Origin of the sequence: Crocosphaera watsonii WH 8501, assembly GCF_000167195.1 — a bacterium.
In the GTDB taxonomy this organism is placed as follows: Bacteria; Cyanobacteriota; Cyanobacteriia; order Cyanobacteriales; family Microcystaceae; genus Crocosphaera; species Crocosphaera watsonii.
The window spans coordinates 1-13,501 of sequence record NZ_AADV02000108.1; the positions used below are offsets into that span (position 1 = coordinate 1).

The window sequence follows — 13,501 nt, forward strand, 5'->3', positions numbered from 1 at the left end:
TGTAATTGTCCTCTGATGGGACGCATCTGAACTTTCCGTTGGTTTGCACTTTGAAGTGCCAGCCTAGAAAATCAAATCCTTCTGTCGCTCTGACGAGTTTGGTTTTCTTTTCACTTACCTTTAGTCCTCTGGCTGCTAGGAACTCTTGTATGTCTTTGAGTATCTTGTCGGCATCGTCTTTAGGCTTTAGAATGACAACCATATCGTCCGCATAGCGGATACTGTAATGGATGTCTTCTATACCGTCCAATGCGACGTTAGCTAATAGTGGACTTACCACCCCCCCTTGGGGGGTTCCTTGTTCTGGAAATTCTGGATTGACACCTGCTTTCAAGCATCTCCATATCCCAGTCTTGATTGTCTGGAGGGCTATCACCCTTTCCATGATTGAGGTGTGGTTAATCCTGTCGAAGCATTTTTCTATGTCTAGCTCTAAGATTCTTTTATTTAATCCGTTTGAGTCGGATTTTAAATCCCAGATTCCGCACTTCAAAAAGTAGCATTAAATACTACAAGCCTGGGGTTAATAATTAAGTATAATTGCTTAAGCTCTTGAAGACAAAAAAGTGGGATAATTGCTTAAGTTGTTTCCTCTGTAAAAAAAGAGCGAAAAATGTCTTATTTAGAAGAAATACAAGTTAAAAATTTAGACCATTTAGGGATAGTAGCTGGTTTAATTGATGAAATAGGAATAGTCAAAATAATTAATAATAAATTAGGAATAGATGTTAGAGAAAAAATCTCAGCAGGTACAGTAGTTAAGTCTATTTTAATCAATGGACTAGGATTTGTTTCAAGACCTCTATATTTATTCAGTCAGTTTTTTCAAGATAAAGCCATTGAGAAATTGTTAGGAGAAAGAATTAAACCTGATTACCTTAATGATGATAAAATTGGGAGAGTAATGGATGAATTATATAAATATGGACTAAATGATATTTTTATTGAAGTAGTTTTAGAAGTAATTAAAAAATTTAAAATAGACCTTAAATACTCCCATTTAGATTCCACATCATTTCATTTAGATGGAGAATATAAAAGGGAAGAAGATAAAGAGAAACAGGAAGAAGAAAAAATTATTAAAGAAAGACCAATTTTTATTAAGAAAGGATATTCTCGGGATCATAGACCAGACTTAAAACAATGTGTCTTGGATTTAATAACAAGCCAAGATGGAGATATTCCATTATTTGTGAGAGTAGGAGATGGAAATGAATCTGATAAAGCTGTATTTGGAAAAGTTTTAGTAGAATTCAAAAAGCAAATAAAGTTTGATAGTATCATGGTTTGTGATAGTGCTTTATATGGTCAAGAAAATCTCCAACTAATCCAACATTTAAAATGGATAACGAGAGTTCCAATGACCATAAAAAAAGCAAAAGAATTAGTGCAAAATATAGAGGTGGAAGAAGTAAAAGATGAAGATAAAGAAAAAAGAAGTGACCTAAATTTAGAAAGTTATACCTGGAAAGAAGAAATTGTTACTTATGGTGGAATCAAGCAAACTTGGTTAATAGTCTTGAGTGAAAAAGACAGAAAAGTGATTTGGACAAACTAGAAAAACAACTTTTCCAAGAAGAGAAGAAATCCCAAAAATTTCTTAAAGAAATACAATCTGAAGAATTTGAACATCCTCCAAGCTGCTCGATATAAATTAAAGCTATTATAAAAAATTAGATTGTTGGAAATAAAAGAAGTTGAACTGATTGAAACTTACTCGAAAAAAAGGAAAAGATTTATAAAATGATTAGTCTGATCATCAAAAAAGATGAAGAGATAAGTAGAAAGACTAAAGAAGCAGGAAAATTTATTTTAGCAACTAACTTAGTAGAGGAAAATAAATTAGAAGCTAGTGAAATTCTGATAACTTATAAAAACCAGCAATCTACGGAAAGAGGATTTCGATTTTTGAAAGATCCCTTATTTTTTACTGATAGTTTCTTCGTTGAAAAACCAGAAAGAATAGAAACAATGTTATTTTTAATGTCTTTGTGTTTGTTGATTTATAACTTGGGGCAAAGAGAATTAAGAAATTGTTTAAAAAGAGTCAAAAAAGGAATAAATAATCAAGTAGGGAAAGTAACATTGCGTCCGACTTTGAGGTGGATATTTCAATGTTTTCAAGGTATTCATTATGTGATTTTAAACGGAGTTAAACAAATTGTCAATTTAACAGAAGAAAGGCGTTTTATATTGAGTTTATTACCTGCATCTTGTTAAAGATATTATCTATAAATTGAATTGGATAAAGCAAAAATAATAAAAGAGTAAGAGTCTAATGATATCAAATGAGAAGAGGAAACTTTCCTTCGTTTGTGCTGAGTCTTGCTAAGTTTTCAATGAGTATAAATCTTCTTAATTTGATTATTTTTCCTAAAAATTTAATGAAAAGAGAAATATTCTTGCCCAGGTATGATTTTCGGACTTTTTAAAACTATGTATTTTTTTATACTACATTTTGAAGTGCGGAATCTGGGTTTTAAAAAGCACCGCCACCACGCTTAAAAACTTACGGCAAAAAGAAGTAGAAAAAAGCTAGTTTTAACCCTGGACAAAACAAATAATTTTAACCGCGCTCTAGATAAGCGCGGTTTTTTTGTGCTGTCGAGCAACATATTACTCCATAGTAGGGTAGTAATATCACCCCCATTTTAAGGGTGTTTTTAGGGCGTTAACTTCCCTGACCAGGGTTAACCCCTAAAGGGAAATACCGGCTGTTACAGAGGCATTTAGAAGTAAGGAGGGAAAGATAACGAATCGATTTAAACCCTAATTTTGCCCTAATTTGACTTACAAGAGTAGTTGTTATATACTATAAAGTATGGTGGTATAAAGTTGTGTCATGGTTTCAAGTCTCCAAAAATAGGAGGCAATAAAATTAGAGGAATAACCAATGATTACGTACCACTTCTTAACCTTCTTAAAAGAATGCGAAATAAACCTTGTGAGCGATAAGAATGGCTTTAGGGTAGCTATTGGCAAAGGCGTGACACCTAGAACTAAAAAGCTAGATTGTAACGATCGCAAGAAAGCATACCTAGGGTACGTCTTATTGGTCGGTTTTGAAGGTTTGAAAATAGCTAATCAAGAGCTATTTAATGCGTTCTTAGACGGGTTAGATTATAAGTTTTCACCTACTCTATCTATTCCAAAAAAACACAAAATCCTTCTCTCAGGAAACTGTGAAGGAGACGAATTTTTTGTTTTTAAGAATAAGGATCAATGGGTGGCAACATTAGGGGATCAAAGCATCGTAATAAGAACTCAAGATCAGGCACGAGCCGGAATTGAGTTCTTAGGAGCGATCGGTAAAGCCAAGTATGGAATTACCAAAGATTACGCTAACCACCACTTAAAAGGATCGAGTCCTTTACCTGAAAGTTTATTTTCAGAGTAGCGTTCTAATACCACAAGGAACCTCAAAGTCCCTCCTAGCTTGACTTTCGGGGTTTCTTGTGGTATTATAGAAGCATGAGATAAATCAAAAAAGGTTTATCTTTCCCTTAATTCTTTTTAAATTCAATTTTTAACTGCATCTATGCTTGATAGATGCAGTTAATTCTATTGGTTAACCAATTTCACCATGAACAATAACGAACTCGCACAACTCAAAGCAGAAGCAATCAATGAAGATACTTCACCATCAAGGTTAAATGAATTAGTTTGGAATAATCGACTCACCCCATTAGTTTGTCAGAACGTTAACCTCTTCCTGGCGAGAAATCCCCGATTGAGGAACGAAAATCGAGGGATTTCTCGCCAGGGCAGAACTTATTGGGGAGTTTTTTGATTCCGAATATATTTCTTGATAACTTCTAGGGGCGCACCACCAGCAGAAATTACGCAATAAGAGCTTGACCATAAGACAGGTTTATAATAGGGTTTGCTGAAAAAGTTTCTCCAAAATTTATGCCACTTTTGACCAAGAATTTTCTGACAAATCAATAAGTTTTAGTACATAAAAATTGTTTAAAGTATAATCAAAATTAATGAAAGGCGGTTTGATGAGTTCCCCTGTTCTATTATTAGTAAATAAGGACAAAAAAAGCGACAAAAACTGCCTCAGAAGTTTAGAAAGATTGACAACTAAAAATGTAATAGCAATAGATGTAATGGAGATTTCAGGGAGTTTTGTCATCACGAGATTTAGGCTAAATCTTCGTTTAGCTTGTCCAAACTTTCCCTCAATAGTATTACGGAAGCATTCATCGGAGTGGGCTTGTTTCTTTTCTTCTTCACTGACATTTTTCGGAGGTCTTCCTAACTTCGGACCACTGATTCTTATCCCTCTTTCCTTACACCAATTTTTGTTTTCCCTAGTTCGATAAATTTTATCTACATGGACGGATTCGGGATAATAGCCAAACGTTTCTTTATACTTTTCTACTTGTTCTTTTAAATGACAAGATTCATTGAAGTTTTCCAAACTTATTTTGTCTAGAAACACATAGTTATCTACACAGCTTACTGAGAGTTTAGCTCCAAACTCTATTGGTTTTCCTGCTTTTCCCCTCACTATTGGACGAATATGCGGTTGAGTTAAACTTACAATTCTTTGAGGAACACTCTGGGTCTTATTCTCCCACATTGACTGTTTTTATTCATAAACTTTTTTGATAGTCTCTAGACAATTTTTCTGTCTTTTACTCAGATTTTCCAGGGAAGCCCCAGCTTGAATTAAGTCTTCTATATTTCCTAAATTTTTCTTAAGGTATTTTAACTGTTTCCCGATAGCTTTTCTTCTTTCTTGATAAGATACTTTTCGTTTTTTAGCTACTTTTAAGTATTCCTTTCTAGCAATTTTTCTAGAAGTTCTCGGCTTTTTTCTCAATTTTACTCTTAATGGTTTATAAAGATTATCTATTATTCTTTCTGTCTCAATTCTGGCTTGATTTAATATGCCTAAATCCGTTGGGTATTTGATGTCTGCTGGCGCACAAGTCGCATCTAAAATTAGTTTACCTTTATTTTTTATTTTTTCTCCTTTTTCTTGGAGACAATCCTTTTTTTTTACTTCTTTATCACTCTTGTCTATTTCTCTTTTTACTATTTTTTTATTGATTTTGTTTATCAATTCTCCATCAATTCTTTTCCTAAAATGAACTAGCATTGAAGATTCCAGTGGTGGCTCTTGTTGATAACAATTTAAACCTATAAAGTATTGTAGATAGGGATTTTCTCTAATCTGTTCTATAGTTTCTCTATCACTTGTTCCTAATTTTTCCTTAATAATTAATGTCCCTAATGCCATTCTAAATAGTTTGGCTGGCGCACCTTTTTCTGCTGAAAAAAGTTTAGCATATTCTTCCTCAAAATCATCCCAAGGTATCAACTCTGCCATGATTACCCAACGATTATTGGGGGACAATTTGCCCTCGAAAGGTAATTCAAATTTTTCTGGGGGCGGTAAAGGTTGCTCCTCTTTTCGATACATTTGTTCTTGACCAACAACTGGGAGGTGTTTCTACCAATTATAGCGGTTTGTAGCCGACAAAGCTGATCTTTTTTGCGATCGCGAATATGGGTGTAACCTTTTAAAAAATAGGGTTTTGCTTTTATTCAGCAAACCCTATTTGGTTCAGGAGGTATTGCCGATATCCAAATTCAAAACGAACTGGGATTCGATGCGATCGCCTTGGGTAACCACGAATTTGACCTGGGTACAGGGGTGTTAGGGGGTTTAATCAGTGGTGAGGCTGAAGGAGAAATCCTCGGTGCTGACTTCGCTGGAACTAACTTCCCCTACCTCTCTACTAACCTCGACTTCTCCACCTATGAAAACCTGGCAGGTTTAGAGGTTGCCGGTGGGCAAGCTCCTCAACCTAATAGCGTTACATCTTCAACTGTGATTGATGTCAATGGGGAAAATATCGGTGTCATCGGTGCCATAACTCCCACCCTCGGCAGTATTTCTGCTCCAGGTAATGTGGGTATTTCACCCAGTCCCTTTGATACCAACCCCACAGCAGAACAACTCGATGCTTTAGCGAGGGAAATTCAGCTAGAGGTTGATGCTTTATTGGCTGCTAACCCAGACATGAACAAAGTTGTTCTCTTGGCTCATATGCAGCAACTCTTTATTGAGGAAGGTTTAGCAGAGCGTCTGCAAAATGTGGATATCATCGTTGCTGGTGGTTCTAATACCCGTCTCTTTGATGAAAACGATCGCCCCCGAGAAGGTGATTCTATCCAAGGAGAATATCCCCAGTTCATCACTAACGCTGGTGGCACCACAACCGCACTGGTTAACACCGATGGCAGTTACAAGTATGTAGGTCGTTTGGTGCTTGACTTTGATGGGGATGGTAATATCATTCCCGAAAGCTACGATCCCGAAATTTCGGGAGCTTATGCAACCGATGACCAGGGGGTGGCGGATCTTAATGCTGCTGGCTTCATTGACCCAGAAATTCAAGAGATTGCCGATGCGATCGAAGCTCAAATTATTGCCACCGAGTCCAATGTCTTTGGTGTTTCTGAGGTATTCCTCAATGGGAACCGTTCTGGTGAAATCGATGAACCCCTTGATCTTGATGGTGTTCGCACCCAAGAAACCAACCTGGGTAACCTCACCGCTGATGCTAACTTGGCTGAAGCTCAAGAAGCTGATCCAACGGTTGTGGCCTCGGTTAAAAATGGTGGAGGTATTCGCGCTTCTATTGGCTCTGTGGTGGTTCCTGCTGGTGGAACAGAAGCGGTACGAATTCCTAACGAGGAAATTGTCGTTGATGGCCAGGTTATTAAACCAGAAGGGGGTATTAGTCAGAACGATATCCAAACAACCTTAGCCTTTAATAATGGCTTAACTTTACTCACCCTCACCAAAGAGGAACTTGTGGCTGTGCTGGAACACGGTGTTAGCGCACTCCCTGGTGTATCTGGTCAGTTTGGGCAAATTTCTGGTGTTAAGTTATCCTTTGACCCAGATTTACCAGAAGGCGATCGCAGCGATTTCTAAACCAATAGCTCTATCCCAAGTATTGATTGAGAAAGGTAAAAACCTTTGCAGCAAGTCAGGAAATAATCCCATAGATAATAGTGGGGATAAAAGGTCTTGGCCAAATAGTTTAATTGCTTTTTTTTCAAGTGGTTCTTGATTATCAATATTTTCTTTGACTAAGCTGGAAAATGCGGAAGCTCCCAAACTTCCTCCAGAAACACTACTGATGGCAAATATATGTTGTGAGAAATTAGGCAAGGAATCATGGAGTTTGGATAAAGCTGTGGAGGCATGATAGGCTGCAAAAATCCCTCCTCCTTGAGCAGAAACAAGATAGACTGGATAGGGTTTGTCTTGTTCCCTGTATTTTTCAAAATCTTCTCTGCTAGCGAGCCATTTATCAAAGCTGGTTTCAAGTGTTGGTAGTTCTCTATTTGCTTTGGTTGCTAATTGTCTGATTTGGTGGTTGTCATTCAAGTTAAGGAGACTGGAAATTAACAATAAGAGGATGATTGCCGTTAAAGCAGGAATTTTATTTTCGATTCCCCAATGATAAATGGTTGCAAAGACAACTACCATAACGCTGAGAGATATAGCGACAATACTTACTGTGCCTATGTTATTCACTAGGGCAACTGTCGGCATTTTAAAGAGAAATATGAAGTTAGCAGCTAAAGATATTAGGTAGAGAATTAAGATGTCTAATTTTTGCTCTCTATGCCAAAGCAAAAGAATCCCATTGACCAAAATTCCCAAAATAAAAATAGCTATGACTCCAATTGAAGTTTTAGAATTGCTAGCAATTATGGGCAGGGAAAAACCACTAAATAATATATAGGCAACATTAACGAAGATATTTTCAAATCGATCGCTAAATAGTCCTTGGTTATCATCTTCCACAGCCAAGACATTATTGAGCTTGAGAAAACCTAGAGCATTCTCTGATTTAAAGAGATTGCGACGATTAATAAAGAATAGAAAGACCATTATTGTAGCGGTACAGCAGATAATAAACCAACAATTGAGAAAAAAGTTAGGGGCAGCACTATTAGCTCTCACAATGCCCAGACTAAGGCTGGCTAACGGTACTGCCCCTAATAATCTGGGTAATCTTCTCAGCCATAATTGATTTTTTGTTTTCTTTTTGTACTCTAATAACCGTCCCGAATACCATACTAAGATGGAGAGTATGGTGACAAATAAAGTTGATATAGTTGCCTTGTCTATATCATTCTCTAGGGCAATAGAGCGATATATGTCTAAAGTCTGATCTACAAAGACAAAAAGTAATAATGAAAATAAGGCAATTGTTAAAGGTACTCTCAAATATAAGAGTGTTGTAAATATTGGTTTAATCTTATTTTCAATAAAATTGCCGATCTTTTCAATAAAATTGCCGGGTTTTTCAATTTTGAGGATATTTAAAATCTTCTGTAACATTGATTTTCTAGTATTAAGAAACAATAGATCGCAATTTTGAATCAACCATTTCGCCAAAAAACAATACTGAAATCTCGCAATTCTAAGCTTTGCTCATCAATCGTGTCCTTAAGACATTGTTTTACGAAATGTGTTAAATGTTTCAGGAAAATTTGAACTTCCAAATAATTTCTCCCAAAATAAGCAATACTGAACAAAAAATCATGACCCACTTGAGCAATATATTACTTTATTAGAAAGCTAATTAAGTCCAGTAACTAAACTTTTCTTAACAATGGTCTGGATTTGTCTTATACCAGTAAAACTGTAGTTTATTTGGTTCACTACGGGGAACCTTGATGACACAAAGCTTTAAGGCGATGCTCTTAACTTATAGCATTTCCCACAGTCAATATGTACAGCTAATATCGCGCCTCCGAACCCCTAACTCCTAACTCCTAACTCCTAAATAAAGCAGATATTTGTGAAATTGTAGGGGCATAATAATATTATGCCCTTATGGATAATATTATTTATCGAGAAAAGATAAATATATTAAGTAGCACTTGCCTCTATTTCTTCTGGTTTAGAAACTTTTAACTGTATCCAAGAAGTAACAATATGACTCAATAAACCAATGGGACCAGCGAAGAAACATAAAATCAGAGAATGAATAGTAAAAATCCCTTTTTCTCTTCCTTCTAAATAAACATAGCGACCCGTAAATAAATCCAAAACAATAAAATGTATCCATCCCGTTAACATTACAGGTTCTTGACTAAAAAGCTGCGCTAAAACCGGTAAAGTAGGATTAGAAAAAGCTTCCGCAGACTCAGGATCAAGACTACCCCCAAAAAGATAAATATATAACCCTGCTAAGGGAACAAAGGGAAGGTAAGAAGACATGACTTTTTGTGTCACTACCCATTTCGGTAAAATAACCATTAATAACCAAAAGGGTAAGGCATAAAAGTTAGCAATGTTGAACAAGAGACTTAAATCAATCATTTTAAATTTTCCTTAAGAAAGTTAAATTTTCACTCCTTCAGTGTAACCCATCTTGGTTAATAGCGTTATCATGGGAGTGAATACAAAATTTTGTGCTTTTATCAATTGTTTTGGTACAAAGATCAAATTTAACTGTTCAATTATCTTATGTCTTCTAGTTATGTTCCGATGGTGAGTTCAGCCTTACTTTGGTTAATTGCTGGTGCTATTCTCTGTTTTTCTGAGGCGATTTTTCCCGTTGCTTTTGTCGCATTTATAATGGGAATTAGTGCTATTGTTGTAGCTGCGATCGCCCTGGTGATTCCTTATTTTCCCCTACAAGTAATCTTATGGTTAAGTTTATCGACAGTTTCTATTGTAGGTTCAAGAAGATTTGTTCCCAAACAAAAATCATTAAGCTCTAGGGTTGGGGACGCACAGGAAGGAGAAACGTTAACAGAAATTGCCCCAGGTAAGACAGGAAGGGTTATATACGAAGGTAATTCTTGGCAAGCTATTTGTGCAGATCCTACTATGTTAATCTCTCCCCATCAAAAGGTCTATATCGTGAACAGAAAAGGCAACACTTTAGTAGTATTACCAGAATTTCTACCTGATTCTTTAGATGAATGAAGATAGATTTACTACACCGAAAATAATCGTTATTAAGGAGTTATTAAAATGGGTCAGTTTTTCTTTTTTGTTATTTTACTTTTAGGCGGGTCAACGGTTTTTGGTTCAGTTAAAATCGTCAATGAAAAAAATGAGTATTTAGTAGAAAGACTAGGGAGTTATAATAAAAAGTTAAGCCCAGGATTAAACTTTATTGTTCCTTTTGTTGATCGGGTTGTTTATAAAGAGACAGTTCGGGAAAAAGTGATCGATATTCCCCCACAATCTTGTATTACTAAAGACAACGTTTCTATCACCGTTGATGCAGTGGTTTACTGGCGAATTATGGACATGGAGAAAGCCTATTATAAAGTAGAAAGCCTACAATCTGCTATGGTTAATCTAGTGTTAACGCAAATTCGCTCAGAAATTGGGAAACTAGAACTAGACCAAACATTTACAGCTAGAACAGAAATCAACGAGATATTATTAAGGGAATTAGATATATCCACCGACCCCTGGGGTGTGAAAGTAACTCGGGTGGAATTAAGGGATATTATGCCCTCAAAAGCAGTGCAAGATTCTATGGAATTACAGATGGCTGCTGAACGAAAAAAACGGGCTGCTATTTTAACTTCTGAAGGAGAAAGAGATTCAGCTATTAACTCCGCACAGGGTAAAGCAGAATCCAGAATTTTAGAGGCAGAAGCTCAGAAAAAAGCCGAAATTTTACGGGCAGAGGCTGAACGTCAACAACAAATACTAAAAGCCGAGGCGATCGCCAGAGCTATTGATATCCTAACAGAAAAATTAAAAACCGACCCCAGTGCTGGTGAAGCCTTACAATTTCTCTTAGCACAAAACTACCTGGATATGGGGGTTAAAATCGGTAGTAGTGACAGTAGCAAAGTCATGTTTATGGACCCAAGAAATATTATGTCCACCTTAGAAGGGGTGCGATCTGTGGTTGGTTTTCAATCCGATGAATATCAACAATTAACCCAAGACTTAGAGAAAATTGACCGTCATTTATCCGAGTAATTCAGTCTTGAATAATTCTAAGACTTTTGGCCAAGCATCCTGGGAAGCTTCTGGGTTATAACTACCTCGTTGATCACAGAAAAACCCATGTTCTGCCCCTTGATAGCGAAAGACTTGATGAGGAATATTATTATCTTGTAAAGCTTTTTCAATGGTATCAACTTGTTCTTCAGGAATACTAGCATCCTCCACACCAAAGAAAGCGTATAATTTTCCTTTAATATTGGGGGTAGACTCCACAGTGGCTTTTCCGTCTTCTCCTGGTTTCCAATTAACAATTCCTGCACCATAAAATGAGGCACTGGCCTTAATTTCTGGTAAGGTAGAGACCAAATAAACAACATGACCCCCAAAACAAAAACCGATAGTCCCTACCCCATTTTTTTTCACTTGAGGCAAGGTATAAAGATAGTCAATGGTTGCTTGGATATCTGATAGTAATTCGTCCGCCTTGGTTTGATTTTTGTACCTTTTACCAATATCAATGGCCTCCGCAGTATAACCAGTTTCAAATCCAGGGGCAAGGCGTTGATATATAGCAGGGGCAATGGCAACATATCCTTGTTGAGCAAAACGCCTAGTAACATCCCTAATATGCTCGTTAACCCCAAAAATTTCTTGAATAACGATCACTCCAGGAAAGATACCCTCTTTTTCTGGCATCGCAAGATAACTATCAATACTTAAATCACCATTCTTGATAACAGGGGTTTCGGTTGTAATATTTAACTGTGTCATTTTTAGTTTGAGATTGTTTTGTTTAACCTCCAATTAATCATACCCAAAAAACTGTGAGCGAGAAATAGCCACGTCCTTTTAAGGCGTGGCAGTGGAGCGAACTGGGGTTTTAACCCCTCGTATCTATTTTTAACTTGTCAATACATTCTTCCAAAACTTGAGTCATGGTTTTATCTTTCTGTTGAGCATAGAGCCTCAGCTTAGCTAGTCTTTTATCGCTTAATCTAATTGTAAAGTTTTTCTTGACCATATTGGCAATGTTATTGCAGAACGCTATAATAATAACATGAACTACCACACTCAGAAAATCTTATTAACAGAGAATATAGATGATGAAGTTCACGCTTACCTTCTATGGTGCTGTGAGCAATCAAATAAGCTATATAATTCTGTTTTATTTACAATTCGTCAAGATTACTTTGAAAATTGTAATCATAAAACTTGGTTTGACAAAAATGATAATTACCGAATAAGTCGCTGTTTAAGACCAATTAAAGTCAGTTACGCTCAACTCTGTAAGGATTTCAAGGATGACGTTCATTATCAAGCAATAGGAGGACAACAAGGACAACAGACTATTAAATCAGTAATGGAAGCCATTAAAGGATACAACCAGCTTCTGTCAATGTGGTTTAGTGGAGAATTAAAAGATAGACCTAAAATCCCAAGTTACAGCAAAACAGGTCTTTATCAAGTTGCTTTCACTTCTCAAAATATTCGTTATAAACCATTAGAGGGAATTTGTTATTTACCTATTGCTAATTCTCAAAGAAAAGAATTAGAAACACCATTAATTGTTATTCCTAGTGGTGTTAATTTTCAACCAGAAGATATAGCAGAGGTAAGAATTGTTCCGAGCAATGGTAAATTGTGGGCGGAATACCTCTATAAAACCCAGTTAGTCAAAGCTTCTAATCTTGATTATTCGCAGGGACTAGGAATTGATCACGGTGTTGAAAATTGGCTTAGTTGCATATCAACAAAAGGTAAGTCTTTTATTGTTAACGGCAGAAAAGTTAAGTCAATTAATCAACGGTATAATCGTTTCGTTGCAAAACAAAAACAAGCGATGCAGCGCGGTCTTGGGGGTTTCCCCCACTCGCTGTCTGCATCAAGAAGATAAGCCCCAAGATTACTGGGATGATAGCTTAGAACAAGCTACTCATAAACGCAATTGTCAGATGAAAGATGCTGTTAATAAAGCAGCAAGATTCATTGTTCATTACTGCTTAAGACATCAAATTGGCAATATTGTTTTTGGATGGAATGACAGACAGAAAGATTCAATTAATATTGGTAAAACCAATAATCAAACGGCAGTTGCTCCACTTGGGGAGACCCCAAGACCGCACTGCCTCAACTTTGTACAAATTCCGACAGCAAGACTTAAAAACCGCATTCAAGAATTAGCAGAGTCAGTAGGAATCATTTTTACTGAAATTGAAGAAGCGTATAGTTCACAAGCGAGTTTTCTTGATAATGATTTAGTCCCAAAATATGGTGAAAAACCCAAAGGGTACAAGTTCTCAGGAAAACGGATTAAACGTGGATTGTATCAGACTGCTAAAGGTTGGTTGGTTAACGCCGATATTCAAGCAGCAGGAAATTGTTTAAGAAAGGTAGCCCTCACGGGGTGATAAGTAGGTTGAAAAGTAAGTCCAGAGCGGTTTTTCTCTGTTACCCGACCCTAAACAATTGTCGGCAACCAGAGAGCTTATTGAGAATGAACGATAATGATAATCATTTGCAAAATGGGTGGGGAAG

Annotated in this window: 10 protein-coding genes and 3 pseudogenes; 7 read left to right on the top strand and 6 right to left on the bottom strand. The window is 36.5% G+C overall.

Going from position 1 to position 13,501, the window contains the following annotated elements; all coding sequences use genetic code 11:
- Positions 1–493 (bottom strand): reverse transcriptase domain-containing protein (locus CWATDRAFT_RS23505; RefSeq protein WP_268742652.1); only part of this gene is annotated, 493 nt, incomplete at its 3' end.
- Between the two features lie 120 nt (positions 494–613).
- On the opposite strand from CWATDRAFT_RS23505, the pseudogene CWATDRAFT_RS34445 reads away from it, so the two are divergent.
- Together CWATDRAFT_RS34445 and CWATDRAFT_RS23520 are read left to right on the top strand one after the other, a co-directional pair.
- Positions 614–2,220, top strand: a pseudogene (locus tag CWATDRAFT_RS34445) (IS1634 family transposase).
- A gap of 673 nt (positions 2,221–2,893) precedes the next feature.
- Positions 2,894–3,397, top strand: coding sequence for a hypothetical protein (locus tag CWATDRAFT_RS23520; protein ID WP_007307352.1), 504 nt, complete (start codon positions 2,894–2,896; stop codon positions 3,395–3,397).
- A gap of 374 nt (positions 3,398–3,771) precedes the next feature.
- Here the strand turns inward: CWATDRAFT_RS23520 and CWATDRAFT_RS37605 are convergent.
- Together CWATDRAFT_RS37605 and CWATDRAFT_RS34455 are read right to left on the bottom strand one after the other, a co-directional pair.
- A pseudogene (locus CWATDRAFT_RS37605) lies at positions 3,772–3,879 on the bottom strand (transposase); the annotation flags it as partial.
- 28 nt (positions 3,880–3,907) lie between these two features.
- Positions 3,908–5,434 (bottom strand): annotated as a pseudogene (locus CWATDRAFT_RS34455) (IS5-like element ISCwa2 family transposase).
- Positions 5,435–5,635: 201 nt separating this feature from the next.
- Between CWATDRAFT_RS34455 and CWATDRAFT_RS23540 the strand changes: the two are divergent.
- Positions 5,636–6,958 carry a bifunctional metallophosphatase/5'-nucleotidase gene (locus tag CWATDRAFT_RS23540; RefSeq protein ID WP_007307353.1) on the top strand — a complete coding sequence of 441 codons (1,323 nt, stop codon included), beginning with the start codon at positions 5,636–5,638 and terminating at the stop codon, positions 6,956–6,958.
- Here CWATDRAFT_RS23540 and CWATDRAFT_RS23545 read toward each other — a convergent pair.
- Positions 6,929–8,380 (bottom strand): hypothetical protein, encoded by a 1,452-nt coding sequence (locus CWATDRAFT_RS23545; protein ID WP_007307359.1) that lies wholly within the window; start codon positions 8,378–8,380, stop codon positions 6,929–6,931. The two genes, CWATDRAFT_RS23540 and CWATDRAFT_RS23545, sit on opposite strands and share 30 nt — an antisense overlap.
- 534 nt (positions 8,381–8,914) lie before the next feature.
- On the bottom strand, positions 8,915–9,367 hold the full coding sequence (locus tag CWATDRAFT_RS23550; RefSeq protein ID WP_007307358.1) for an ABA4-like family protein: 453 nt from the start codon (positions 9,365–9,367) through the stop codon (positions 8,915–8,917).
- A gap of 147 nt (positions 9,368–9,514) precedes the next feature.
- Here CWATDRAFT_RS23550 and CWATDRAFT_RS23555 point away from each other — a divergent pair, with 147 nt between their 5' ends.
- Complete coding sequence (locus tag CWATDRAFT_RS23555) at positions 9,515–9,979, top strand: NfeD family protein (RefSeq protein WP_007307354.1); 465 nt, start codon at positions 9,515–9,517, stop codon at positions 9,977–9,979.
- A gap of 48 nt (positions 9,980–10,027) precedes the next feature.
- Positions 10,028–10,999, top strand: coding sequence for an SPFH domain-containing protein (locus CWATDRAFT_RS23560; RefSeq protein ID WP_007307355.1), 972 nt, complete (start codon positions 10,028–10,030; stop codon positions 10,997–10,999).
- Here CWATDRAFT_RS23560 and CWATDRAFT_RS23565 read toward each other — a convergent pair.
- The gene (locus CWATDRAFT_RS23565) at positions 10,988–11,737 is read right to left on the bottom strand and encodes a dienelactone hydrolase family protein (protein ID WP_042712269.1); all 750 of its coding nucleotides are present in this window, start codon (positions 11,735–11,737) and stop codon (positions 10,988–10,990) included. The genes CWATDRAFT_RS23560 and CWATDRAFT_RS23565 overlap by 12 nt on opposite strands.
- A 286-nt stretch (positions 11,738–12,023) precedes the next feature.
- Between CWATDRAFT_RS23565 and CWATDRAFT_RS40350 the strand changes: the two genes are divergently transcribed.
- Positions 12,024–12,860 carry a hypothetical protein gene (locus CWATDRAFT_RS40350; RefSeq protein ID WP_007307356.1) on the top strand — a complete coding sequence of 279 codons (837 nt, stop codon included), beginning with the start codon at positions 12,024–12,026 and terminating at the stop codon, positions 12,858–12,860.
- A gap of 58 nt (positions 12,861–12,918) precedes the next feature.
- Complete coding sequence (locus CWATDRAFT_RS40355) at positions 12,919–13,374, top strand: transposase (protein ID WP_232287181.1); 456 nt, start codon at positions 12,919–12,921, stop codon at positions 13,372–13,374.
- Positions 13,375–13,501: the final 127 nt, after the last annotated feature.